Genomic DNA, 25,307 nt, shown 5'->3' with positions numbered 1-25,307 from the left:
AGAGGGAAACGCAGTGGGCAACGCGAATTCCGGTGCCGTCGAGCAGGAACTGGTCGCTCGGAGCAACCGGCTGGGAGCCGAGCCGAAGAACACCAACTACGCCGGCGGCAACACCTCGGCCAAGGGGCGGGACACCGATCCCGTCACCGCCGAGCCGGTGGACCTGCTGTGGGTGAAGGGCTCGGGTGGTGACCTGGGAACCCTCACCGAGCAGGGACTCGCCGTGCTCCGCCTGGACAGGCTGCGCGCCCTGTCCAACGTGTACCCGGGTGTGGACCGCGAGGACGAGATGGTCGCGGCGTTCGACCACACCCTGCACGGCAGGGGCGGGGCGGCGCCGTCGATCGACACCGCGATGCACGGGCTCGTGGAGGCCGACCACGTCGACCACCTGCACCCGGACAGCGGTATCGCGATCGCCACCGCCGCCGACGGTCCGGAGCTCACCCGCGAGATCTTCGGGGAGAAGGTGGTGTGGGTGCCGTGGCGGCGTCCCGGCTGGCAGCTCGGCGAGGACATCGCCGCGATCAAGCGCGCGCACCCGGAGGCGATCGGCACGATCCTCGGCGGGCACGGCATCACCGCCTGGGGCGCGACCAGCGAGGAGTGCGAGCGCAACTCGCTGTGGATCATCGACACCGCTGCCGACCACATCGCCGAGCACGGCAAGTCGGAACCCTTCGGAGCGGTCCTCGACGGGTACGAACCGTTGCCGGATGAGCAGCGGCGGGAGAAGGCGGCCGCGCTCGCGCCGGTGCTGCGCGGTCTGGTGAGCACCGACAAGCGGCAGGTCGGGCACTTCACCGACGCACCGGAGGTGCTGGACTTCCTGGCCCGCTCCGAGCACGCCAGGCTGGCCGAGCTCGGCACCAGCTGCCCCGACCACTTCCTGCGCACCAAGGTCAAGCCGCTCGTGCTCGACCTGCCGAGCACCGCTTCGGTCGAGGAGTCGGTCGAACGGCTCAAGCAGCTGCACGAGCAGTACCGGGACGACTACGCGGCCTACTACCAGCGGCACGCCGACTCCGACTCCCCCGCCATGCGCGGAGCGGACCCGGCGATCGTGCTGATCCCGGGCGTGGGCATGTTCAGCTACGGCGGCGACAAGCAGACCGCCCGCGTCGCCGGGGAGTTCTACGTCAACGCGATCAACGTGATGCGCGGCGCCGAGTCCCTCTCCCGCTACTCGCCCATCGACGAGCGCGAGAAGTTCCGCATCGAGTACTGGGCCCTGGAGGAGGCCAAGCTGCGGCGCCGCCCCGCGCCCAAGCCGCTGGCCACCAAGGTCGCCCTGGTCACCGGCGCGGCCTCCGGTATCGGCAAGGCCACCGCCACGCGGCTGGCCCGCGACGGCGCGAACGTCGTGCTCGTCGACCTCGACGGCGACGAGGCGCGCGAAGCCGCCGCCGAGATCGGCTCGACCGACGTCGCCGTCGGCGTGGGCGCGAACGTGACCAGCGAGGACGACATCACCGCCGCGGTCGGTGCGGCCGTGCTCGCCTTCGGCGGGCTCGACGTGGTGGTCAACAACGCCGGGCTGTCGCTGTCGAAACCGCTGCTGGAAACCACCGCAGCCGACTGGGACACGCAGCACGACGTGATGGCCAAGGGCTCGTTCCTGGTCAGCCGCACGGCCGCCGAGGTCTTCATCGACCAGGAACTCGGCGGCGACATCGTCTACATCGTGTCCAAGAACAGCGTGTTCGCCGGGCCGAACAACATCGCCTACTCGGCCACCAAGGCCGATCAGGCGCACCAGGTTCGGCTGCTGGCCGCTGAGCTGGGCGAGCACGCGATCCGGGTGAACGGGGTCAATCCGGACGGCGTGGTGCGCGGAAGCGGGATCTTCGCCGGCGGCTGGGGCGCCCAGCGCGCCAAGGTCTACGGGGTCAAGGAGGAGGAGCTCGGCTCGTTCTACGCGCAGCGCACGCTGCTCAAGCGGGAGGTGCTGCCGGAGAACGTCGCGAACGCGGTTTTCGCCCTGCTCGGCGGGGACCTCACGCACACGACGGGCCTGCACGTACCGGTGGACGCCGGTGTCGCCGCGGCGTTCCTGCGCTGAAGGGAGCCGGGTGATGAACGAGGCCCTCGCCGCGGTCGACCTCGGCGCCTCCGGCGGGCGTGTCGTGGTCGGCCGCGTCGGGCCCGACGAGCTGCGGATACGCACCGCGCACCGGTTCCCGAACCGACCGGTGCGCACTCGCGACGGGCTGCACTGGAACGTCCTGGAGCTGTACCGCGAGATGTGCGCGGGCATCGCGCAGGCCGTGCGCGAGGAGTCCGGGCTCGCGGGCGTGGCGGTGGATTCGTGGGCGGTGGACTACGCGCTGCTGCGCGGTGGCCGGGTGCTCGGGATGCCACACCACTACCGCGACGACCGCAACGCCGCGGCGGTGCCGGACGTGCACGAGGTCGTCGGGCCGGACGAACTGTACGAGCTGAACGGCTTGCAGCACCTGCCGTTCAACACCACCTTCCAGCTGGCCGCCGAGCGGCGAACGGGGATGTTGGAGCTCGCCGACCGGCTGCTGCTGCTGCCGGACCTGTTCGCCTACTGGCTCACCGGTGAGCAGGTCGCCGAGCGCACGAACGCCTCCACCACGGGGTTGCTCGACGTGCGCACCGGCGAGTGGTCGGCGGAACTGCTGGACCGGCTCGGGCTGAAACCGGAGCTGCTGCCACCGCTGATCTCACCGGGAGAGCGGATCGGTGCGGTGACCGATGACGTCGCCGCGGAGCTCGGCGCTTCACTGCCGGTCACCGCGGTCGGCTCGCACGACACCGCCTCCGCGGTGGTGGCGGTCCCCGCCGCGGACGAGGAGTTCGCCTACATCTCCTGCGGCACCTGGTCGCTGGTCGGGGTCGAGACGGACCGGCCGGTGCTGTCCGAGCGGGGCCGGGCCGCGAACTTCACCAACGAGCGCGGGATCGACGGCCGGATCCGCTACCTGCACAACGTGATGGGACTGTGGCTGCTGACCGAGTCGGTCGCGCACTGGAGCAGAACCGACCCCTCGGTCAGCCTGGAACCACTGCTGGCCGAAGCGGCCGAGGTCCCGACCGAACGGGTCCCGGTCTTCGACGCGGACGACCCGCGTTTCCTGCCACCCGGCGACATGCCCGCCCGCATCGCGGAGTGGCTGACCGAGCACGACCAGCCGGTTCCGGGAACCCGCGGCGAGTTCGTGCGCTGCGTGCTGGAAAGCATCGCCGAGGCGTACGCGGCTTCCGTCGACCAGCTGGAACGGCTCACCGGCCGATCGATATCCACGGTGCACGTCGTCGGTGGCGGGTGTCAGAACACGCTGCTGTGTCGGCTGACGGCCGAGCGCACGGGGCGAACGGTGATCTCGGGGCCGGTCGAGGCCACCGCATCCGGCAACATCCTCGTGCAGGCCCGTACCGCGGGGCTGTTCACCGGGAGCCTGGAAGCGATGCGGGACCTGGTACGCCGCACGAGCGAGCTTCGGCGCTACAACCCCTGATCCCCGCACCTACCGAGTCAACCACCGGAACCGCAGGAGCCCTCGAACGCGAATTCCGCTCGAGGGCTCCTGCGGGTGTTCTACGGTCCTCGTTGCCACATCGGCTGTCTCGCCCACCCGGTCGGTACCGCGGTTACCGCTACGGCCACGAACACCATGATCGCAGCGAGGAAGACCGGATCGTAGGACGAGCCGTTGCCCGGAAACGCCGAGCAACTCACGTTGATCACGGCGTGGAACAAGGTCGCCGCGAGCACGCTGTCGCCGGTGCTGCTGTAGAGCCACACGTTGACGTCGCGCGCGGCGACCGTGAACAGGGCACTGCCAGACCACCCAGGCCGGATCGCGGACTTGCAGCCACGGCACGACATGCCGGGCTGCCCAGACCACGCCGCTCAGGACACCGCCCCCGAGTACGCCCCACCGCCGCAGCAACGGATCCGTGGCGTAACCGCTCCACCCCGCTTCCTCGCACGCGGCAGCGACGACGTACGCGGCGAAGGAGCTCAGCGAGCTGCTGGACAGGGGCGGGCTGTACTCGATGTACGAACCGACCTTCTTCGTGTTCTGCGCTTTCTTCTTCACCTCCTCGCTGGAGGTCTCGAACGTCCTGAACACGTTGCTGAAACAGGTGATACGGGCGCTGAAGTCCAGCGGGACGCTCGTCTTCACGACCCTCGCCAGCGGGTTCGCCATCGTCAGCGCCACGTCGAACGCACTGATCACCTACTTCTTGGTGAAGGACGTGCACGGCGAGTCCTTCAGGAGGAACAAGCTCCACCCGGTCGACCTGTCCCGAACCATGGAGGACTCCGTCACGATCACGGAAGTGCTGATGCCGTGGACGGTGTCCGGCGTGTTCTTCGCGACCGCTCTCGGAGTTTCGAACTTCGCGTTCCTGCCGTGGGCCGTGTTCAACTGGAGCGGTTTCGCGTTTTCCGCCCTGGTCGCTTTCATCGCCCCGTCACGGGCAACTTCGGGATGCGCACGACCGAAGAGACGGGAACCGTCCGGTGAGACGTCGACAAACCCGAAAAGCCGATACCATGACCAGAACCAACCGGTCGGGAGTACCGGACAGCTCGCTCGTGGTCGACGAAAAAGAAGTCCTCGCGGGCCTGTCGAGTCACGAGGGGGGCAGGATGACGACCGCGCTCAGGATCCCTCCCCGGACCCAGCTCCGGCCGGGGATTCCGCGCCGAACCGCATCGTGAAGTCGTGCATCGCTGCACTGAGAAAGGGGCGACGGCCGTGGAGCCATCCCAGCGGGCCGTGCGGGTCCGGGTGCCACGACGCGGTGCGCACGGCAGCGCGACCGCGCACCCGCACCCGACTTTCCACGACGCCACCGGCCATCGACTGCGCGATCCGGTAACCCAGCGACCACTCCTTCGGCAGCGTCAGCCGGTCGGCCACGGTCGCCGAAGCGATCCCACGCGCCTCGATCCGCAACGGCTCCACGGCCGCGACCTCGAACGCAGCCCTTTCCTTGGGAATGCCCCACAGCTCGCGACCGCCCTGGCGGGAGGCCTCGCTGTCCACCCAGATGTGGGTGACGCACGCGCGGAACCGGAGTCCTCGCCGTACGAGCACAGCCGCAAGCAGCTCGTTGTACTCCAGCACGCTGCCGGCCCGGTAGAGGACCCAGGCGGTGCCGACGATGCCCGCGTTCCCCAGCAGTACCGGTGACAGCCCCGCCGGAACAGCGGGAAGCAACCGCTTCGGCAGCCGCCACAGGGACACCGACAGCTCACCGCACAACCGCCAGGGTTGCGGCGGGTAGGACATCTCCGCTCCAGATCACCAGGCAGCCGAAGACCACGGTGCCTCCGGCGGGTTCGCGCTCCCGCAGAATACGCCGACCGCGTCCGAACGGTGTGGAACGCTGTCGTTGCGAAACGTCCCGGTGTTGCCGCCGCCGGCTGACCGTCCTGGAGCGCGCCGAGCAGACACCGTGATCGAGGCACTGCGCACGCGCGGTCACATGTGTTCGGCTCCGGAGCGAATGGCATCCCGGATGCGGTTGTAGGTGCCGCAGCGGCAGATGTTGCGGATCTCGTCCAGGTCCTCGTCCCGGACCTCGTGGCCTTCCGCTCTGGCCTGGCGGACCTTGGCGACAGCGGCCATGATCTGCCCGGGCTGGCAGTAGCCGCACTGCGCGACGTCGTGGTCGAGCCAGGCCTGCTGCATCGGGTGCAGGTCCTCGCCCACGGTCGTGGGCAGCCCCTCGATGGTGGTGATCTCGTCGTCGGGGCCCACGTCGGCCACTCGCACCGAGCACGGGTTGAAGGCCTTGCCGTTGATGTGACACGTGCACGCCTTGCAGACGTTGATGCCGCAGCCGTACTTCGGGCCGGTGACGCCGAGGAGGTCGCGGATCGCCCACAGCAGCCGGACGTCGCCGTCGACGTCCACTGTGACCTGCTCGCCGTTGAGCGTGAAGGTGTGTTCGGGCACGGGGATCTCCTTCAGTACGCGTACTTCAGGCCGTTGGTGGGTGAGGCCGGCAGCGGTGGCACGGTCGGCTTCGGGGCGAAGCCGAGCGCGTCGTGGTTGATGGGAAAGCTGGTGGGCATCGTCCCCGTCGCGCGGGCGTAGGCGCAGGCGACGGAGGCCATGGCCGACGGCACGCCGAGCTCGCCGGCCCCGCCCGGCTCACCCGTCGTCGGGGGCATGACGACGACCTGCACGTCGAGGGGAGCGTTCCACTGCCGGGTGTAGAAGTAGTCGTCCCAGCTGCCCTCCAGGAACACGCCGTCGCGCAGGTGCAGGCTCGAGGTCAGCGCCTGTGCGATGCCGTCCATGAGGCCGCCCTGCATCTGGGCTTCCAGCCCGCGCGGATTGACCGCGAACCCCGTGTCCACCGCGATGACCGCCTTGGTCACTCGTGGACCGGTCACCGCGTTGCGGATCTCGCGGTTCACCGTCTCCGGGCTGCAGTCGATCTCCACGAGCGTGGCGATCGCTCCCTTGTACTCCTTGTGCACGGTGATGCCCTGCGCGGTGTTCGCCGGCATCTCCCGTCCCCAGTCGCCGACCTCGGCGACCTTGTCCAGCACCGCGAGCACCCGCTCGTCGTCGACGAACTCCCTGCGGAACCGGTAGGGGTCCTTTCCCGTCTTCGCGGCGATCCGATCGACGATCAGCTCCTGGGCGGTGCGCACGTCGGGGTTGACCAGGTTTCGGTTACTGCCGCTGGGGAAGGTGTCGTACTCGTAGATCTCGTTGAGCAGCTGCGTGACGGCCCCGAACTTGTACGGCACGTTCACGGTCGTCAGGAAGATGGTGTCCGAGTAGACGAGCTCGTTGCCCTGGCCCAGCGGCGGGATCTTCCCGGCCATGGCCGTGATGACCTCACCGAACCCCATGGTGTAGTCGGTGGCCACGCTGGTGTGGCGCTGCTCGAACGTCAGCACCTCGTCGCCCAGCAAGCTCGCCCTGATCCGCGAGGTGCACATCGGATGCGTGCGTCCCTGCCGGCACTCGTCGACGCGGTGCCACATCAGCTTGACTCGTTTGCCCGTCTTCCGCGAGACCTCGACGGCCTCGATCACGGGATCGCTGAAGAAGCGCCGCCCGAACGCACCACCGGCCTGCTCCACGTGCACCGTGACCGCGTCGACGGGAAGGCCGAGCTGCTCGGCGACCAGTTCCTGGCACAGGATCGGCGACTGCAGCGGCGCCCACACCTCGGCGCTGTCGGAGCGCACGTCGGCCACCGCGGTCTGCGGTTCGAGAGCGGCGTTGTTGCGGAAGTGGAAGGTGAACTCGCCCTCGACCGTCTCGGCCAGCGGGTCCACATCGGGCACCGCCAGCGGGATCTCGGCCTTCCTGATGTCGGCCAGGACGTCCTCGTCGGACATTCCGTCCACGGTGCCCGGGCCCCAGGAGACGTCCAGCGCCCGGATGGCGGTGACGCACTGCCCGAACGTCCGTCCCCGCACCGCCACGCCGGTCGAGATCGCCACCACGTCCGTGATGCCCGGCATCCGCCGCACCTCGGCCGCGTTGTTCACGGACCCGACCGTGCCCTTGATGGTCGGCGGGCGGCACACCATCGTGGGCAGCGCGTCCGCGACGTCGAGGTCCATGGCGTACTTCTTGCGCCCGGTCACCGCCTCCAGCGCGTCGGTCCGGTTGCGCGGTGTCCCGATGACCCGGAACTCCGACTCCGGCTTCAGCTCGGTCTCGAGCTGCTCGGTTTCCCGCCCCGCGGCGGCCTCCGCCAGCTCGCCGTAGTCGACCGTCCTGCCGTCCGGCGCCCGGACGACTCCGAGGTGGGGGGTCAACCGGGTCACGGTCTCGTCGAGCTTCATCGCCGCCGCCTTCAGCAGCCGGCCCCGGGCGATCGCGGCGGCGACCCGGATCGGCGCGTACATGGCGATGGTGGTGTTCGACCCGCCGGTGAGCTGGTTCCACACCAACTCGGGCCGCGCGTCGGCGAGGGTCACGTTGATCCTGTCCAGGGGCAGGTCCAGCTCCTCGGCGATCAGCATCGCCGCCACGGTGGTGATGCCCTGACCGGATTCCGCCCGCGGCATGTCGAACGAGGCCGTGCCGTCGGGATGGACGGCGACCGCGATCAGGTTGGACGTCGGTGTCGCGGCCAGGGTCAGCAGGTCGTTGAGGTCGTAGACCTCGGACGGCTCCGGTACCGACGGGACCGCGGCCGCCGCCCTTGTCGGCTCCACGCCCAGCTGCGCCGCGGCGACCAGGGTGGGGCCGGCGAGCAGGTACCCGAGGAACCGGCGGCGTTCCACGGTTCCCGAGCCGGGTTCGACGTGGGGTGAACGAGGGTGGTTCATCAAGAAAGTCCTTTCGCCCTGCCCGAACGGGCGGTGGTCGGCCGAAGTGGCGCCGTCATCACATGGCTTCCCGAAGCAGGTCGGCCGCCCGCTCCGCGGCCATGATGGTGGGCGCGTTGGTGTTGCCCCTCGGCACGGACGGGAACACCGACGCGTCGACGACCCGCAGGCCCGCCGTTCCGAGCACGCGCAGCTCGGGGTCGACCACCGACCCGATGGCGCAGGTCGACGTCGGGTGGAACAGCGTCATCCCGGACCGCCTCGCCCAGGCGAGGATGTCCGCGTCGGAGTCCGAGGAGGGGACGTCGAACGGGCCGGTGATCACGGAGGTCGCCGCGTCCTGCTCGGCGATCTCCAGCGCGTTGCGGATGCCGCTGACGATGCAGTCCCGGTCCTCGCTCGTGGTCAGGTAGTTGTGCACGATCCGGGGCGCGGCGTCCGGCCGCGCGGAGCGCAGCGCCACCTGCCCTCGGCTGGTCGGCGCGAGAACGCACGGACCGAAGGCCAGGCCGTGTTCGGTCGGGGCACCGAGTCCTTCCTGGTGGAACAGCACCGGAGCCATGTGGAACTGCGCGTCCGGGGCACGCAGGCCGGATCGGCTGTGGAAGAAGCCGCCGGCCTCGCCGATGTTGGACGTCAGCGGCCCCCTCCTCTCGTTCTCGAGCAGGGCCGCGTTCTCCGCGCTCGCCGCCGTCATCAGGGACTCGACGTCGGTGCGGAAGTTCAGCAGTGTCATGTAGTGGTCCTGCAGCCCCTGGCCCACCGGGAGGTCGCGCACCACGTCGATGCCGAACGCCGACAGCGCCGCGGCCGGCCCGATCCCGGACAGCATCAGCAGTTTCGGGGATTCGTAGGCGCCCGCGGAGAGGATCACTTCGCGCTCGGCGCGGACCTCTTCGATCGCGCCGCCCCGGGCGATCTCGACCCCGACGGCACGATGGTCCTCGACGACGACCCGGTGGACCTGTGCCGAGGACAGCACGGTGAGGTTCGGCCGGTCCAGCGCGGGGTGCAGGTAGGCACCGGACGTGCTGCAGCGCATGCCGTCGCGCTGGGTCACCTGGTACATCCCGACACCGAGCTGGGACTCGCCGTTGAAGTCGGCGTTGCGCTTGTGCCCGGCCTGCACGGCGGCGTCGACGAACGCCGCGGACAGCGGATGGTCGGACCTGCTGTCGCCGACCGTCAACGGTCCGCCCACGCCGTGAAAGTCGTCCGCACCGCGCTGGTTGTCCTCGGACCGCCGGAAGTACGGCAGGACCTCCGAGTAGGACCAGCCGGTGGCGCCGGCGGCGGCCCAGTCGTCGTAGTCGGCCCGGTTCCCGCGCATGTAGATCATCGCGTTCATCGAGCTGCAGCCGCCGAACACCTTTCCCCTGGGCAGGTAGGCACGGCGCCCGCCGAGACCGGGTTCCGGTTCGGAATCGAGGTCCCAGTCGAGATCGCTCTTGAACTGCTGGTTGAACGCGGCGGGGACGTGGATCTCCTGCGCGGTGTCGGGACCACCGGCCTCGACCAGCATCACCCGGACGTCCGGGTTCTCGGACAGCCTCGCCGCCAGCACGCAGCCCGCCGAGCCCGCCCCGACGACGACGTAGTCGTAAGTGCTCATCCGATCTCCTCCGATCCGGCGCAGATTGTGTGCATCGTCACAGCGGAAGCGTGGCTCCGGACATAGGCGGTGGCGAGGAAAAACCACCCCTCTCGTTGTGCACGGGCACAATCCGAGGGCTTATGCTCAGCCCGCACGGGCCGTACGCTCTGCGTTGATGGCGACACAGCTGAACGCCGACGAGTGCGTCGCCACGCTGGTCGGCCGCCTGATGAGCTCGGTGGACTCGCTGGTCGACGAGCTGACCGCCGAGATCCTCACCGACGAGCACGCCTACACCGAGGGCACGCTGAGCCACGAGCAGCTGCGCACCACCGTGCACGACAACCTCCGGACGTTGCTCGCAGCACTGCACGGCGAGCGACCGCTCTCCCTGGAAGCACCCCGCATAGCGGGGCGCCTGAAGGCCGAGGAGGGCATTCCGCTCGCCGCGCTGCTGCACGCGTACCGGCTCGCCGGGAGGTTCATCTGGGACCGGCTGGTCGCGCTGGCCGTGGAAGAGGACAGTGCCACCGTGCTGCTGGGCATGGCCTCCGACGTGTGGGTGGTGATCGACGAGTACTCCAGCGCCGCCGCCGAGGCCTACCGGGCCACGGTCGAGGAGCAAACCCGTCGCGATGCCACCGCCCGGAGCACGATGCTCACGACGCTGCTCGACGGCAGCGTCGGGAACAGTGCCGGTGCGTGGGAGATCGTGCGGGTCCTGCGGCTGGACCGGGTGGGCGGCCCGTTCCTGGTCGTGTGCGCCGAGACCGGTGACGACGCCGAACCGGTACCTACCGTGGAGGCGCGGTTGCGAGCCGTCGGCATCGGCTGCGAATGGGTCCTGGAAACCGGCACGAGGATGGGCCTGCTCGCGCTGCCGAACGAGCGCGCGGTCATATCGGCGCGCGACCGACTCGCCGAGGGCGCGGTGTCCCGGATCGGCATCAGCCGTCCGTTCACCTCCCCCGTGCACACCTCGGCCGCACGGCAGGAAGCCCAGCTGGCGGTGCGGTGCCTGCCGCCGGGCAAGCAGGACGCCCACACCTACGGCAGTTCACCGATCGCCCTGCTCGTAGCGGCCTCACCCGATACCGCGGCGGAAGCGACGCGCACCATATTCGGCTCGCTGCGCACGCTGCCGGAGGCGGAGCAGAGCGTCCTGCTGGAAACGTTGGACACCTGGTTCAGCACCGGCGGGTCGACCACCCGGGCGGCAGAACACCTGCACTGCCACCGCAACACCGTCCTGTATCGACTCAACCGCATCGCCGCGCTGACCGGTCGGCAGGCCACCGACGCGTACTCCGCCGGCGAACTCTGCCTCGCCCTGCAGGCAGCGCGCCTGGGCAACGACGACGGAGTGCGAGCGACTCTCCCGAGCTGAGCCGAATCTCGGAGCGAGCGGTGCCCGGGCGGGCTGATCAGCGCACAACCGTAGCCGACCCGGCGAGCACGGCTTCGACCGAGCTCACCGCCAGGACGTCCCGGGCGTGACCGGCGGTTCGTGTTCGGAGCCCCGTACGACACGCCCAACCAGCGACCACAAGATCCACCAATCACCGCCCGGCTACGCGGCCTCGGACGTTCCCCGCGAGGGGACGGGCGAGATCGTGCTCCTCCTTGATCGCGCGCAGGTGGGCCCACGACTCGACTGCGCGCACCCCGGGCAGCGAGCGGAGACGTTCGAGCGTGGCGAACACGCCATCGTGCGAGTTGGCGCGGATGGTGCCGATGCCGTTGCACCAGCCGATGCCGGTGGCGAAGGAGTCGACCTCGTCGAGCTCGACGACTTCGCGCGCGACCGGTGCGGTTTCGCCGCTGAGCGAGAGCGCGAAGCCGATCGTGTGCGTATGGCTCAAGGGGTTGAGCCGCACGAGCGCACCGACGTGCACGACGCCGGAGTCCAGCAGGCGGAGGAGCCGCGCGCGCGTCGCTCCCGCGGACAGCCCGGTGACGCCGGCGAGATCGGCGAACGACGCTCGCCCGTCAACGCGCAGGTGCTCGATCAGCGCGTGGTCGGAAGGGTCGAGGTCGATGTCGTCGAGCGGTCCGGGACTCTCGAGGGGGCCGGGCGGAAAGTAGGGGTCCTTCCAGATCTGCAGGTAGGTGGCGGTCTGGACGGACCGGACTCCCTCGACGGCTTGGACCCTCGCGAGCCCGCGCGAGAACGCGTCGAGAGTCGGCGTTCGCAGCTCGGCAGTGAGCGCGAACCGCCCCGCCGTGGTGGTGACGAACGACGTCTCGTCGAGTTCCGCCACTCGCTCGGCGACGGGTTGCGCGGGTCCATCCGCCTCGATGATGACGTGCCCGAGCTGGTTGAGGCCGAGGGCGGCGGGATGGACGGCGCCGATCAACCGGAGGCCACCCTCATCGAGCAGCCGGCGCACCCGGGCCTTGGTGGTGGAGCGCGCGAGACCGACCATCCGCGCCAGCGCCTCGTACGACGCCCGCCCGTCCACCTGCAGCGCACGAACGAGCTGCTCGTCGACCTCGTCCGGATCCACGCTTCCAACGTATCACCGCCTTAAGCGTGCCTCCCCTGACGTCGCAGAGCGCTTGTAGCAGATTTTTCGTCGATATATCGACCACTATTTCGACGAATTGACTCTTGTGTGCGCCCGATCACGGATATAACGTCTGCGTCCATTGGTTCGGCTGCATCGGAGGTACGGCGTGGACAGATCCTTCTTCGGCCAACCTCGTGGCTTGGTGGGGTTGTTCTGCACCGAAGCGTGGGAACGGTTCTCCTACTACGGCATGCGGGCGCTGCTGCTGTACTACATGTACGACCAAGTGACCGACGGTGGGCTCGGCATCCCCGCCGACACCGCGAAGTCCGTCGTCGCGGTGTACGGATCGGCCACCTACATGGCGGCGATCCTGGGCGGCTGGATCAGTGACCGGCTGCTCGGCGACCGCAGAACGACCTTCCTCGGCGGCGTGCTCATCATGTGCGGCCACATCTGCCTCGCCCTTCCTGCGGGCGCGGGCGCCCTGTTCGCATCGATGATCTTCATCGCATGCGGCACGGGACTGCTCAAGCCGACCGTTTCCTCGTCCGTCGGAGATCTGTACGCGAAGGACGACCCGCGCAGGGACTCCGGGTTCAGCATCTACTACATGGGCATCAGCGTCGGCGCTGTCGCCGCACCGCTCGTGGTCGGCACGATCGGTCAGAAGTACGACTACCACCTGGGTTTCGGCATCGCCGCGATCGGGATGGCGCTGGGGCTCGTGGTCTACGTCCGGACGCAGCGGCACCTCAGCGACATCAGCAGCAGGCCGAAGAACCCGTTGCGGCTCAGCGATGTCCCGCGAACGCGGGCGGTCTGGTTCGTGGCCAGTCTCGCGGGACTCACCGCGAGCATCGCGCTGGCGGCGGCCGCGGGCCTTCTCGGCGTTACCGCCGTCGTGAACTCCATCAGCGCGCTGGCCGTCGCGCTGCCAATCGCGTACTTCACCGCCATGCTCCGCAGCAAGCGGACCACGCCCGCGGAACGCGCCCGGGTCCGGGGCTACATACCGCTGTTCATCGCGGCCGTCTTCTTCTGGATGATCCAGGAGCAGGGCGCGACGGTCCTCGCGCAGTACGCGGACAGGAGCACCGACCTCGACGCGTTCGGTTTCGCCGTCCCGGCGTCCTGGTTCCAGTCGGTGGGTTCGTTCGTCCTGATCGTCCTGACACCGCTGTTCGCAGCGCTGTGGTTGAGGATGGATTCCTCGGCGCGCCCGCCGTCGACGGCGAGCAAGTTCAGCTTCGCACTGGCCGTCGCGGGAGTGTCCTACCTGGTGCTCGTGCTGCCCTCACTGCAGGACGGCGACAGCAGCCCGCTGTGGCTGGTCGGCAGCCTGGTGCTGGTCACGATCGGGGAGATGTGCCTCTCCCCGATCGGGCTCTCGGCGACCGCGAAGCTGGCTCCCGCCGCGTTCGCCACGCAGACGATGGGACTCTGGCTCACGGCGGGCGCAGCGGGACAGGGCATCGCAGCTCAGCTCGTCAAGTTCTACAGTCCCGACACGGCAGGCGTCTACTTCGGCGCGATCGGCGCCGCGACCATCGTTGTCAGCCTGGTCCTGCTGGCGCTCCTGCCCGTCATCCGCAGGCAGACCGAAGCCAAAGGCGTTCCAGGCGACGTCCGTCCGGCAGTACTCAACCAGCAGGAGGCCCATCAATGACGCGCACGGTGTTTCGAGGCGGAACGCTCTACGATGCCGCGTCCCGCTCGGCCGACCGCGCCGACATCGCCGTGGAGGACGGCTGGATCGTCGACGTCGGCAGCGGGCTCGACGGGGACGTGGAGGTGGATTGCACCGGCAGCGGGATCCTTCCCGGGCTGTTCGACTGCCACGTGCACCTCACCATGAGCAGCACCGACCTCTTCGGCATCGCCCAGGAGCCGTTCTCGCTGCAGTTCTACGAGGGCGCGCTGAACATGGCGAAGACGCTGGCGGCAGGAGTGACCACCGTGCGCGACGCCGCGGGCGCCGATCTCGGCATGCGGGTCGCGCAGGAACGCGGAATGATTCCCGGCCCGCGCATGCAGGTGTCGCTCAACATGCTCAGCCAGACCGGCGGGCACGGTGACCCGTGGTGGCCCTCGACCTGCGTCATGGACCTGCTGCCTCCGCACCCGGGCAGGCCGCCGATCGTCGTCGACGGGCCGGAGGAGATCCGACGCAAGGTCAGGGAACTGGTCCGCGCGGGAGCGGACGTCATCAAGGTGGCGACCAGTGGTGGTCTCGTCTCCAGCGGGGGCGGTCCGGAATTCGCGCACTTCCGCGATGACGAGATCGCCATGATGGTCGGGGAGGCCACGGCGGCGGGGCTGCATGTCATGGCACACGCCCACGGCGCGGGAGCGAAGGCCGCCGTGCGCAACGGGGCGCGCTCCATCGAGCACGGCCACCAGCTCGACGACGAGACGCTGGCGATGATGGCCGAGCGGCGGGTCTGGCTCGTTCCCACGCTCAGCTCGGGAATCGGCCTGCGCCGGTCGATCGAGTCCGGCGACCAGTACCCGAGCCACGTGCTCGCGAAGATCGAGGAGTCGGCAGGCGACGACAGCATGCGGCGCGCCGTGGAGGCGGGAGTGCCCATCGCCATGGGCACCGACGCGCCCCTGCACCCCCACGGGGAGAACCTGGTCGAGCTCGAGTTGCTCGTCGAGAACGGCTTGCGCCCCGCCGACGCGCTGCACGCTGCGACGCTGTCGGCGGCCGAACTGATGGGGCTGGACCGCACGCTCGGCTCGATCGAGCCCGGTAAGCGCGCCGACCTGGTGGTGGTCGACGGCGACCCCCTCGACGTCGACCACCTCGGCAAGCGGATCCGCGCCGTCTACCAGGACGGTCGTGCCGTAGCCGGTGCGCGACGAACCTCCGATACCTGACTCGGGCCGCGACGTCGAACACGCCACGGCCGAATTGACCGCGAGACCAGCCGCGCCGACACGGACGGAAGACAGGCGGTCCGCACCGAGCTCCTCGAGGAGTTCGACGGGGGACGTGCGAGTACGCGTTCGACGGCGCGGCCTCCGGAGAGGGAAGTCGCCGAGGGTGCGCCCCTCAGGAGCGTGGCAGCTCGACCTCCCCGAGATCCACGCGGCGGCCCTCGCGGGACGAGGTCAGTCCTGCCTCGGCGAGGCGGATGCCGCGCGCACCGGCGAGGAAGTCGTACGGGTGGTCCCCGTCGTCGAAGAGGTACCGGACGAACTGCTCCCACTGCGCCTTGAAGCCGTTGTCGAACTCCGCGTTGTCGGGCACGGGGTACCACTGCTGCCGAAACGGGGTTTTTTCCACCTGGTCGGGGTTCCACACCGGCTTGGGCGTCTGGGTGCGGTGCTGGACGACGCACTGGTTCAGCCCCGCGACCGCACTGCCGTGGGTCCCGTCCACGTGGAACTCCACCAGCTCGTCGCGATGGACGCGCGTCGCCCACGACGAGTTGATCTGGGCGATGACGCCGCCCTCGAGTTCGAAGAGACCGTAGGCGGCGTCGTCGGCGGTGGCGTCATAGCGCTGCCCGCGCTCGTCCCACCGATCGGGGATGTGCGTGACGACCTTGGCGGTGACCGCCTCCACCCGGCCGAAGAGGTTCTCCATGACGTAGTTCCAGTGCGGGAACATGTCGGTGGACATGCCCCCGCCGTCCTCCTGGCGGTAGTTCCAGCTCGGGCGCTGTGCCGACTGCCAGTCGCCTTCGAACACCCAGTAGCCGAACTCGCCGCGGAGCGACAGGATCCGCCCGAAGAAACCGCTGTCGACCAACCGCCGCAACTTGAGCAGCCCCGGCAGGTAGAGCTTGTCGTGCACCACGCCGTTCTTGACGTTCGCGGCATCCGCCATCCGCGCCAGGCGCAACGACCCCTCGACGTCGTCGGCGATCGGCTTCTCGGTGTAGACGTGCTTGCCCGCGGCGATCGCCTTGCTGAGGGCGGACTCCCGCACCGTCGTGAGCTGAGCGTCGAAGTACAGGGTGTCGGCCGCGTCGGACAGGGCCTCGTCGAGATCGGTGGTCCAGCGGTCGATGCCGTGGCGTTCCGCGATCTCCCGCAGCTTCTCGTCGTTCCTGCCCACGAGAATCGGATCCACCTGCACTCGCGTGCCGTCCGAGAGCTCGATACCACCCTGCTCGCGGATGGCGAGGACGGAACGGAGCAGATGCTGCCGGTACCCCATCCGTCCGGTGACGCCGTTCATGATGACGCCGAGCCGTCGCTCAGACATGTACTACCGCCTTTCTGGAAAGCGCTTTCCGTTAGACTAGGGCGAACCGGTGGTGCTGCGCAAGATGTTTGGACAGCGCTTTCCCGATGCGCGACACCCGTGATCGGCGAAGCATCCCCGGGGGTCGTACCGAGGCTGACGCGATTGCTCGACGGCCGGTTCGCCCGACGACGAGGCGACGGGTCCGAGCACCGAGCGCCCGGGCCCGTCGCTCGACGGTCCGACGTTCCGGTCACCGCGTCTCGGCCCGGATCCGGGCGAACTCCTCACGCGAGACGGGTTCGCCGTCCCGCTTCCCCAGCTCCTCGACGGGAACGCGGTGGGTCTCCCGGGCGGACCAGGCGGCCACGGCACCGATGATCGTGATCCCGAAGCAGAGGGTCCCGACCGTGAGCGGGACGTGCGACGACCCCGGAGGAGCGACCAACGTGAAGATGCTCGGCAGGAAAGCCGTGATGGCGAGCCCGATGTTCTGGGAGAGCGCGAACCCGGTGACCCGGGTCCGCGCCGGGAACAGCTCCTGGAAGAAGCTGGCGAACGTCGCGTTCCAGACCTGGTAGAGGACGCCCCACGTCAGAATGGCGAAGACGACGGCGAACGGCACGTTGTTCTGGCTGACCGCGAACAGGTAAGCGTAGGACAGCAAGCCCGCGCCCAACGATCCGACGATCATCAGCGGCCGTCTGCCGAACCGGTCCGACAGGTCTCCGAACAGCGGGATGACGGCCAGCGCGACGAGGTTCGCCACCACCGGGATCCACAGGTAGACGGACTCGCTCATCCCGATCCCGTAACCCGGTTGAGTCGCGTAAGCCGCGCCGAACACGGACACTGTCACCCCGATGACGTTGACCAGCGTCATGCAGACCGCTCGCACGACGTCCAGCCCGCTCTTCCGGAGCACCTCGAGGATCGGTGCCTTCGCGATCTCCTGGCGGGCGTTCTTGTCGCGGAACACGGGGGTCTCCTCGACCCGGCGCCGGATGATGTATCCCGCGACCATGATGACCGCGCTGAGCAGGAACGGAATGCGCCATCCCCAGGACCGGAAGGCCTCGTCGGACAGTAGCGCCGTGAGCGGGAGGAAGGCCGCGGCGGCGAGGATCTGCCCTCCCTGCGTGCCGTGAAGGCTGAAGCTGGCGTAGTACCCGCGGCGTCCGAACGGCGCGTGCTCCGTAATCATGGCGCTGGCGCCGCTCAGCTCACCGGCCACGGCGAACCCCTGGACGAGCCGCAGGAGCACCAGCAGGATGGGAGCCAGGATGCCGATCTGGCCGTAGGTGGGCAGCAGCCCGATCGCGAACACCGACGCGCCCATCAACATCATGCAGAGGAACAGCAGGTTCTTGCGACCCCGCCTGTCCCCCCAGTGCCCGAGGACGGCCGCACCGATCGGCCGCGCGACGTACCCGACGGCGTACGTGCCCAACGACGCGATCAACGCGACGGCGGAGCTGCCCTCGGGGAAGAAGATACCGGGAAAGACCAGGGCGGCGGCCGTGCCGTAAAGGAACCAGTCGTAGTACTCCAGGGCGCTGCCGACCCAACCGCTCGCCGCGGCCTTGTTCGCCATTCTTCGGGAGCTTCGCTGTTCGGGCGAAGGTGAGCGCTCCACTGTCTCGCGTCTCAATGTCGTCTCCTGGGATGATTCGTTCACGTCATTCGAGCGACCGTGTTCCGTGCCGTGCGCGTTCGGTGCCGAAGGTTCGATGAGACGCCCCGCTTCTCGGAACCCGGGCAAATCGGTAAGCGCTTTCCAAAGAAACCAGCATCGGCCTTCACTGTCAATTCCCGAAACTTGCGCAAATCAGCGGTCTTCCGGTTCACCGGCGTGTTTCGGCAGCTTCTCCGGAAACTCGGAGAGGAGATGTTTCCAAGGTGAGAAGCGAAGGACTGCTGAATCGGCGCGGCACGAACGACGAGACCGGACCGGCCGTGAGCAGCAGGAGCACGGTCGAAACCGCGGTGAATCCGCTGATCTTTTTCGATCAGGGCAAAGTGATCACCACCGATCCGAGAAAGCCAGAGCGAAGCCCGTCGAAGAGGCAAGCGCTGTCACGGGCAGAGCCGCGATCCCCCGATAGAATCCGATGGCGCGGGATCGCCCCGCACCGCTGTCGGCGACGCGAGTACGTCGTGGTCATGAGGACTCCTACCAGGAATGGATCTTGAGGTAGCGCTCGATCCGGTCGTGATCCCAGGCACCGTCGGCGACCACGACGCGATAGCGATAGGTGAAGTCGTCGCCGGGAGCGAGTTCGAACTCCTCGAAGAACGCCCAGGACGCGGCGACGGTCGGGGCCGGTTCCGCGCGCACGAACCAGTGCGACTCGTGGATCGCCCCCGCGTTCTCGGGTGCGTGCGCGAAGACCACCGTCGAATGGCGGTCGACACCGTCGTGCGCGCCGACGAAACCCAGCCACGGAGCCTGCTGCCCCATCAACTCGGCCGCACCCCGGCGCCCGTCCGCGCCGAGCGCCTCTCCACCGGTGAAATCGCGAGGGCCGCGCCAGTGCAGTCCGGTGTAGCCCGCCATCTCCCGGCCCTCAGTCGTGGGGCTTCCGAAGCGCAGCGGCTCCGGGCGGAGGTTGGTGAGACGGATCGACCAGTCCAGCGCCCACGACCCCTCCTCCGTGTCGACCGAGTGCAGGTCGAGACCGCGTTTCTCCTCCGCCCACGGCTGCCCGCCGTTTTCCAGCCAGGTCAGCCGCTCGACGAAGCTCAGACGGTCCGTGGCGACGTCGAAGCGCTCGAAGTCGTCGTGGCGCATCGAGCCGACGCGCTCGGGCAGCGCCTGGTACCCCGCACCCCGGACGTAGCTGTTGCCACCCCAGAAGTTCTGCCCGGACACGTGGCTCGCGGTCATCTGCAGCCCCTTGTGCCACCGGTGGTCATTCGGCCGGTACCCGGTGACCGTGTTCCCCGACGGCGTGCGCAGCGGATGGGCGTACGGCTTGCGTGACTCGAACTCCACGGGGTCGGGCTCGTACACGTAGGTCATCAGCTCGACCCCCGCGGCCTCCACCGTGATCCGTTCGCCGTGCCGGTGCGTGACCGTGATCGGCTCGCTCATGCTTCGGTCTCCTCTCCGGCCGCCGTCAATCGTTCCGGCACGTCGCCGTGCATGAGCGCGTAGAAGGGGTCCTGCGGGTCGATCTCCCCGGAACGCACCGGTAGGCCGGTGGCCGCGGACTTGTACAGCGCGGCGACGAACTCCAACGCCGCGCGTCCCTCAGCTCCGCTGCACACCGGACGTTCGCCCGCGTCCATCGCGGCGAGCAGGTGTCGAAGCATCGCGGTGTGCGAGCTGGGCTCGCACTCGGGAGGACCGCGCCAGTGCTTGACCCGCGTCGCGTCGGTGACGTGCGGGGCCGGGGTGTAGACCCAGTCCTCGTTGCCGTACCCGTACAGGTGGGTCAGCTCGACCGTGGCATCCGAGCAGTCCAGCCGAATGCGGCTGACCTCGTCCGGAGACACGACGCTGTTCACCACTGTGGCCATCGCACCGGAGTCGAACCGGACCAGCGCCGTCGAGACGTCCTCGGTCTCGACGTCGTGCACCAGCCGACCCGTCATCGCCCGCACCTCGGTCCACGGACCGAGCAGATGCAGCATGAGATCCATCTGATGGACGCCGTGTCCGATGGACGGCCCACCGCCCTCGGTCTCCCACCGTCCCCGCCAGGGCACGGCGAAGTAGTCGGCGTCTCGGTACCACGTGGTCTGGCAGTGCGCGACGAGCGGCCTGCCCAGTTCCCTCGCGGCGATCAGCTGCCGAGCGTGCCGGGCGGCCGAACCGAAGCGGTGCTGGAAGACGAAGGAGGCGTACGGCCCGCGGTCGGACTCGGCGGCGACGATCTCGTCGTAGCCGGCCAGCGACAAGCACGGCGGCTTCTCGCACCACACCCAGGCACCGGCACGCAGCACCCGCACGACCTGGTCGACGTGCAGCGCCGGCGGCGTGCAGATCGAAACCAGGTCGGGGCGCTCGGCATCCAGCATCTTGTGCAGGTCGGTGTAACCCCGCACGTGCCCGACCCGAGCGCAGAAGGTGTTCAGCCGGGACTCGTCGGGGTCGACCGCCGCGACCAGTTCGACCTCGTCGCCGAACGCGCGGAACGCGGTCAGGTGACTGGCTGCGACGGCGCCCGCACCGACGATGACGGCACGGGTCCGGGGCTTGTTGGTGGACGTGGTTCTCACCTCTCGTGCACGCCTTGGTCGGGACGGCGCCGGCCGAAAACACTGGAAAGCGCTTTCCTGTTGGAACAAGACGCTAACCCCTACGTAATGGCCGTCACAAGGGGGAACGAGCAAGTTTCTGACGCGAACCCCGGCCGGGAAGTGCCGGGCCGACGGTGCGAGTGCGGGCGCGCGGAAGCGCTCGGCCGGTCAGCACCGGCGCTGACCGGCCGAGCGTCGAAGACCCGAGCCGGACCGAGCGGGGTGCGGAGTAGTCGGCACCCTCCACCGGGATCACGCCGGCGAACCGGTCGGGGCGGCGGTGCGCGAGCTGCAGCGCGATGTCACCGCCGGACGAGGAGCCGACGAAGATCGGCTCCTCCAGCTCGAGCGCGTCGTACAGCGCGACGATGAAGCGGGCGAAGTGGTCGGCGGAGAGCCGATACTCCTCTTTCCACCACTCGGCGTTCTCCGGCGGGTCCGACTTCCCGTGCCGCGGCAGGTCGTAGGCGATCACCCGGTAGTTCGCGGTGATCTCCTCGTCCTCGAGCAGATCGCGCCACTGGTGGTCGTGGCAGCCTGCGGTGTGCTGGCACACGAGGGGCTGGCCGGTACCGTTCTCGGGGAGACGAGCTTGTATTCCAGTCCGTCGACCTCGAGGGTGACGTAACGGCCCGTGACGGGAGAAATCTCGGCCGTCGTGCCGTCGTTCCTTTCGGACGGGCACACCGACGATGCGCAGCAGCTCGATCTGTTCGGTGATGCAGCGCAGATTCTGCATGAGCGCGAGAACGTTGCCCTCGAGTCGCATGTCCCGCTGGAAGGTGCACGACCAGGTTCCGTGATACCTCGGGGCAGCACGGCGACGCCGAAGTTGCGCCAGGTCTCGGCACCCGCGCGGCTCGAGAACTGGCAAGGAACGTCGAGCGGTCCGGGATCGATCGCGATGCCGGAAACGCGACCGGACTCCATCGTCACCACGAACGAGTGATCCGTCGTGTCCAGCATGTACGAGCACGTGAAGCACCCACCGTGGGCGCGGGCCCCGGATCCGCGTCGCTGGTGACGCGAAAACTTTTCGCCCAGGACTCCGGCGAAGGCGTGCGGGTGGCCGTGGTCATCGACGCTGTCCCCCGTGCGACGGAAGTCCCGACTCGGTCGCTGATCGATCGTCGGCGACCACCGATTCACCCGGGTCATGCTGCTACACGGGCGAAACCCGTGCCACCGCTGGAGCTGCGCCCACGTCGACCCGACTCCTGGGTCCGGGGATCACGTGCGGGCGGTGTCACCGCCGTTCGCCGTGTTCTCCGGATCCTCGGCGGTGGTCGCTTCGGGAGCCGGACGGCGAAACAGCCTGGTTCTGCAGGCGAGCACGGCGACACCGGCCACGAGCCAGCTGGATCCGAGCATCAGCGCGGCGGGGTCGAGATTGATCAGCAACCACAGGTCGATCAACGCACCGATAGCGGGAATGACGGCGTACGGCAGCGGAGCGGATCGGTGCCCGGCTCGGCGTCGACGGAGGAACAGGGCGATCACGCTGAGGTTGACGGCGGTGAAGGCGACGAAGGCGCCGAAATTGATGAACGAGGTGGACGTGGAGACGTCGAGAAAAACCGCGACGAACCCGATGGCTCCGGTGAGCACGATGTTGATCGCCGGAGTCCGGAACCGGGGGTGCAGGTAGCCGAAAGCCCTGCGCGGCAGGACCGCGTCGCGCCCCATCGCGTACAGCAACCGCGAACCGCTGGCCTGCGCAGCGAGTCCGGAGGCGAACTGCGCGACCACCAGGCCGGCGAGGAACACGGAGGCGACCGCGTCGCCGGCGATGGTGGTGACGATCTCGAAGACGGCCGAGTCCGGATCGTGGAACGCGCTTCCCGGGTGGACGAGCTGGGCGACGTAGCCGACGAGAACGAAGACTCCACCCCCGATCATCGTGATGAGCAGGATCGCTCGGGGCATGGTCCGGCGCGGGTCGACCGCTTCCTCGGTCAGGGTGGTCACCGCGTCGAAGCCGAGGAAGGAGTAGGCCGCCAGGGCGGCACCGGCCGAGATGCCCGCGACGGTCGTCGCGGGATTGACGAAGGGAGTGGTGCTGAACCACCCGGCCGAGCCGCCGACGTCGAGCACGTGCCGCAGCGAGAGCAGCACGAACAGGGCGATCACCAGGAACTGGAACACCATGAGCAGGTAGTTCGCCTTGTCCGCGACCTGGATTCCCAGGATGTTGAGCACCGTGGTGATCACCACGAACCCGACGATCCACACCCAGAACGGGGTCGAGGGGAATTGGGCCTGCAGGTAGGTACCGCCGAGCAGCCAGATCACCATCGGCAGAAAGAAGTAGTCGAGCAGCACGACCCAGCCGACGAGGAAGCCGAACCGGGAGTCGATCGTGCGACTGGCGTAGGTGTAGGCCGAGCCGGCGACCGGGAACGCGGAGGCCATCCTGCCGTAGCTGAAGGCCGTGAACGCCATGGCCGTGAGCGCGAGAAGATACGCGGTCGGAACCGATCCTCGGGTGAGGTCGGCGACCACGCCGAACGTGCCGAGCACGATCAGCGGAGTCATGTAGGCCAGCCCGAACAGGACGACGGACCTGACCGTCAGGGACCGGTGCAGAGTCGGAGTCTCGGACACTGCTGCTCCTCGTGGAGTCGCCGCGTCGTTGCGGCAGCGGGAAAGTGGCGCGGACGTCAGAAGGCGGTGGGGTCCGGGGTCGCCGGGTTCCAGTGGCGGGGGTCGATCCGACCCTGGTAGAGCGGGAGGTCGATGGGCGCGTCCGCGTCGGTGAACTGCGCCCACATGCGGTTGAGGCCGGCCGTGCCGAAGTCGCGCACGCGGGTGACGTCGTCCAGGTCGACCACGTCGGTCAACGTCGTCGGCTCGGCCCCCGGCGCTTCTGCTCGAACGTGACCCTCGGGATCGGCGATGAGGCTGCGCCCCGCGCCGAGGGGGCCGGCGGTGTTCACGCTGAGCACGAAGACCTGGTTCGCGATCGCGTGCGCCCGGGCCAGCACGAGTTCCTGCGCGCGGTCGCCGGTCGTGGTCCGGACCGGATTGACGATCACCTCGGCACCCATCCACGCCAGGTGACGGGCGACTTCGGGAAACCAGGAGTCGTAGCAGATCGAGAAACCGATCCGGCCGATCCCGGGCACGTCGCACACGACGAAGCGATCCCCCGGTACATAGGGCTCGTACGGCCGCCACGGGAAGACCTTGCGGTACCAGGCAGCCAGTTCACCTCGGGGCGAGTACGCCAGTGCGGTGTTGAACAGCTCGCCGTTCTCGCCGCGTTCGCACACGCTGCCCGGAACCAACCAGACGCCCAGATCGCCGGCGAGTTCGGCCAGCAGCTTGCCGCGAGGTCCGTGCAGCGGCTCGGCCGCGTCCTGCAATTGCGCGGTCTTCTCGACCGCGGAGTCCTCGACCCCGCACAGGTGCAACTCCGGATAAACAAGCAAGCGCGTCCGGGGGTGTTCCGCGAGCAACGCCTCCGCGCCGGCGGCGAACTCCGCCGTCGGCGCGGTTGCCGCGTGCTGGGTCTCCTGAACCAACGTCACGGACAATGATCGAGACACGGGAACCTGCTTTCTCCTCCGGGCGGCGACTTCAGCTGGGGGGCGGTGGGCCTTGCCGAAGAAAAATAGAGCAAGGTGATCAGTTAAACAAGAGGACGTACTTTGATCCATTCGTGCCGGGGTGGTTACCGTAGGTTCATGACCGGGTCCTCCGCTGACGCCCAGGTATCCGAGGACGCCCAGCACGCGTACCCGCTCACAGCGCCCGCGCTGGCGAATATCCGGCGCCTGTCGGCCGTGGACACGGTGCGCGCCCGCATCTCGCTCGCGGTCGAGCTCGGTCTGCTCCGGCCCGGTGAGTGGCTGCCCACCAACGACAAGATCGCCCAAGCGCTCGAGGTGTCCGAGATCACCGCCCGACGCGCCCTGGTGTCGCTGTGCAAGGACGGCCTGCTGGAACGTCGCCGCGGCCGCGGAGGCGGAACACGGGTCGTCGAGCACCCCGTCCGGACGGCCGTGCGCGAAACCGAGGCCTACCGGTCGGCCAGCGCCGAGGTCCATCGGCTCATCGACCGGCGCCTCGTCCTCGAGTGCGGCATCGCGCACCTGGCCGCGTACCACGCCACGGCCGAGCAGATCACGCACCTGGAGGAACTCGTCGAGCAGATGGACCACGCCGTCAGCTGGGCCGAGTTCCACGGTCAGGACGAACGATTCCACCACGCCGTGGCGGCCACGACCGGCATCGACACGATCCACGAGCAGTACGGTCCCGCGCTGGACGAGTTGTACCGGTTCTACCTCCCCTACCCGCTGGACCACCTGCGGGAGTCCAACCGCGAGCACCGCGAACTCCTCGAAGCGATACGCCACGGCAACCCTCTCGGCGCCGCCGACGTCGCCACACGACACGTCACCGCCCTGCACCGAACGATGTTCATCGGACTCACCGACGAGTAGATCGAGGGCGTGTCCGGTTTTC

At 68.8% G+C, this 25,307-nt stretch carries 20 protein-coding genes and 1 pseudogene; 8 read left to right on the top strand and 13 right to left on the bottom strand.

The features are described from left to right. Nucleotides 1–13: 13 nt before the first annotated feature. The gene (locus FHX42_RS16960) at nt 14–2,062 is read left to right on the top strand and encodes a bifunctional aldolase/short-chain dehydrogenase (protein WP_328796304.1); all 2,049 of its coding nucleotides are present in this window, start codon (nt 14–16) and stop codon (nt 2,060–2,062) included. A gap of 13 nt (nt 2,063–2,075) precedes the next feature. Next, entirely contained in the window at nt 2,076–3,485 is a 1,410-nt protein-coding gene (locus FHX42_RS16955; RefSeq protein WP_182545406.1) for a rhamnulokinase, read from the top strand. A gap of 80 nt (nt 3,486–3,565) precedes the next feature. On the opposite strand, the gene FHX42_RS16950 is transcribed toward FHX42_RS16955, so the two are convergent. After that, a complete protein-coding gene (locus FHX42_RS16950; RefSeq protein WP_182545405.1) occupies nt 3,566–3,856 on the bottom strand; it encodes a hypothetical protein in 291 nt (96 codons plus the stop codon). Between the two features lie 134 nt (nt 3,857–3,990). Here FHX42_RS16950 and FHX42_RS27850 point away from each other — a divergent pair. Then, nucleotides 3,991–4,407: pseudogene (locus FHX42_RS27850) on the top strand (Na+/H+ antiporter NhaC family protein); the annotation flags it as partial. 233 nt (nt 4,408–4,640) lie between these two features. Here FHX42_RS27850 and FHX42_RS26730 read toward each other — a convergent pair. The 4 genes from FHX42_RS26730 to FHX42_RS16930 form a co-directional block, all read right to left on the bottom strand. Continuing rightward, nucleotides 4,641–5,273 carry an acetoacetate decarboxylase family protein gene (locus FHX42_RS26730; protein WP_235987446.1) on the bottom strand — a complete coding sequence of 211 codons (633 nt, stop codon included), beginning with the start codon at nt 5,271–5,273 and terminating at the stop codon, nt 4,641–4,643. Nucleotides 5,274–5,465: 192 nt separating this feature from the next. Further along, a complete protein-coding gene (locus FHX42_RS16940) occupies nt 5,466–5,942 on the bottom strand; it encodes a (2Fe-2S)-binding protein (protein WP_182545404.1) in 477 nt (158 codons plus the stop codon). Between the two features lie 11 nt (nt 5,943–5,953). Next, entirely contained in the window at nt 5,954–8,290 is a 2,337-nt protein-coding gene (locus FHX42_RS16935) for a molybdopterin cofactor-binding domain-containing protein (protein WP_182545403.1), read from the bottom strand. Between the two features lie 58 nt (nt 8,291–8,348). Next, complete coding sequence (locus FHX42_RS16930; RefSeq protein WP_182545402.1) at nt 8,349–9,902, bottom strand: GMC family oxidoreductase; 1,554 nt, start codon at nt 9,900–9,902, stop codon at nt 8,349–8,351. Between the two features lie 157 nt (nt 9,903–10,059). Between FHX42_RS16930 and FHX42_RS16925 the strand changes: the two genes are divergently transcribed. After that, nucleotides 10,060–11,271: a PucR family transcriptional regulator gene (locus tag FHX42_RS16925; protein WP_182545401.1), complete on the top strand. Its 1,212-nt coding sequence runs from the start codon at nt 10,060–10,062 to the stop codon at nt 11,269–11,271. A 172-nt stretch (nt 11,272–11,443) separates the two neighbouring features. Here FHX42_RS16925 and FHX42_RS16920 read toward each other — a convergent pair whose 3' ends face one another. Further along, nucleotides 11,444–12,391 carry an Lrp/AsnC family transcriptional regulator gene (locus tag FHX42_RS16920; protein ID WP_182545400.1) on the bottom strand — a complete coding sequence of 316 codons (948 nt, stop codon included), beginning with the start codon at nt 12,389–12,391 and terminating at the stop codon, nt 11,444–11,446. A gap of 169 nt (nt 12,392–12,560) precedes the next feature. On the opposite strand from FHX42_RS16920, the gene FHX42_RS16915 reads away from it, so the two are divergent. Further along, a complete protein-coding gene (locus FHX42_RS16915; RefSeq protein WP_328796300.1) occupies nt 12,561–14,063 on the top strand; it encodes a peptide MFS transporter in 1,503 nt (500 codons plus the stop codon). Further along, nucleotides 14,060–15,277: a metal-dependent hydrolase family protein gene (locus tag FHX42_RS16910; protein WP_182545399.1), complete on the top strand. Its 1,218-nt coding sequence runs from the start codon at nt 14,060–14,062 to the stop codon at nt 15,275–15,277. The genes FHX42_RS16915 and FHX42_RS16910 overlap by 4 nt, the downstream gene beginning before the upstream one ends. A gap of 175 nt (nt 15,278–15,452) precedes the next feature. Here the strand turns inward: FHX42_RS16910 and FHX42_RS16905 are convergent, their stop codons facing one another. The 5 genes from FHX42_RS16905 to FHX42_RS16885 form a co-directional block, all read right to left on the bottom strand. Further along, nucleotides 15,453–16,613 (bottom strand): Gfo/Idh/MocA family protein, encoded by a 1,161-nt coding sequence (locus FHX42_RS16905; RefSeq protein WP_182545398.1) that lies wholly within the window; start codon nt 16,611–16,613, stop codon nt 15,453–15,455. 232 nt (nt 16,614–16,845) lie between these two features. Continuing rightward, nucleotides 16,846–18,186 (bottom strand): MFS transporter, encoded by a 1,341-nt coding sequence (locus FHX42_RS16900; RefSeq protein ID WP_182545397.1) that lies wholly within the window; start codon nt 18,184–18,186, stop codon nt 16,846–16,848. A gap of 579 nt (nt 18,187–18,765) precedes the next feature. After that, entirely contained in the window at nt 18,766–19,686 is a 921-nt protein-coding gene (locus FHX42_RS16895) for a DUF6807 domain-containing protein (protein WP_182545396.1), read from the bottom strand. Beyond that, entirely contained in the window at nt 19,683–20,816 is a 1,134-nt protein-coding gene (locus FHX42_RS16890; RefSeq protein ID WP_328796296.1) for a Gfo/Idh/MocA family protein, read from the bottom strand. Before FHX42_RS16890 ends, FHX42_RS16895 begins: the two co-directional genes overlap by 4 nt. Nucleotides 20,817–20,910: 94 nt before the next feature. Continuing rightward, nucleotides 20,911–21,393 carry an alpha/beta fold hydrolase gene (locus FHX42_RS16885; RefSeq protein ID WP_220480500.1) on the bottom strand — a complete coding sequence of 161 codons (483 nt, stop codon included), beginning with the start codon at nt 21,391–21,393 and terminating at the stop codon, nt 20,911–20,913. Nucleotides 21,394–21,471: 78 nt separating this feature from the next. Between FHX42_RS16885 and FHX42_RS16880 the strand changes: the two genes are divergently transcribed. Beyond that, nucleotides 21,472–21,786 carry a hypothetical protein gene (locus tag FHX42_RS16880; protein WP_182545769.1) on the top strand — a complete coding sequence of 105 codons (315 nt, stop codon included), beginning with the start codon at nt 21,472–21,474 and terminating at the stop codon, nt 21,784–21,786. A gap of 281 nt (nt 21,787–22,067) precedes the next feature. On the opposite strand, the gene FHX42_RS16875 is transcribed toward FHX42_RS16880, so the two are convergent. After that, nucleotides 22,068–23,441 carry an APC family permease gene (locus tag FHX42_RS16875; RefSeq protein ID WP_220480499.1) on the bottom strand — a complete coding sequence of 458 codons (1,374 nt, stop codon included), beginning with the start codon at nt 23,439–23,441 and terminating at the stop codon, nt 22,068–22,070. Nucleotides 23,442–23,497: 56 nt separating this feature from the next. Further along, nucleotides 23,498–24,367, bottom strand: a complete 870-nt coding sequence (locus FHX42_RS16870; protein ID WP_328796293.1) for a carbon-nitrogen hydrolase family protein — start codon at nt 24,365–24,367, stop codon at nt 23,498–23,500. A 156-nt stretch (nt 24,368–24,523) separates the two neighbouring features. On the opposite strand from FHX42_RS16870, the gene FHX42_RS16865 reads away from it, so the two are divergent. Next, nucleotides 24,524–25,285, top strand: coding sequence for a FadR/GntR family transcriptional regulator (locus FHX42_RS16865; RefSeq protein ID WP_182545393.1), 762 nt, complete (start codon nt 24,524–24,526; stop codon nt 25,283–25,285). Nucleotides 25,286–25,307: the final 22 nt, after the last annotated feature.

The organism is Halosaccharopolyspora lacisalsi (assembly GCF_014137975.1).
Taxonomy (GTDB): domain Bacteria; phylum Actinomycetota; class Actinomycetes; order Mycobacteriales; family Pseudonocardiaceae; genus Halosaccharopolyspora; species Halosaccharopolyspora lacisalsi.
Note: the sequence above shows the minus strand (reverse complement) of the source record. Positions and strands in the feature narration are given on the sequence as shown.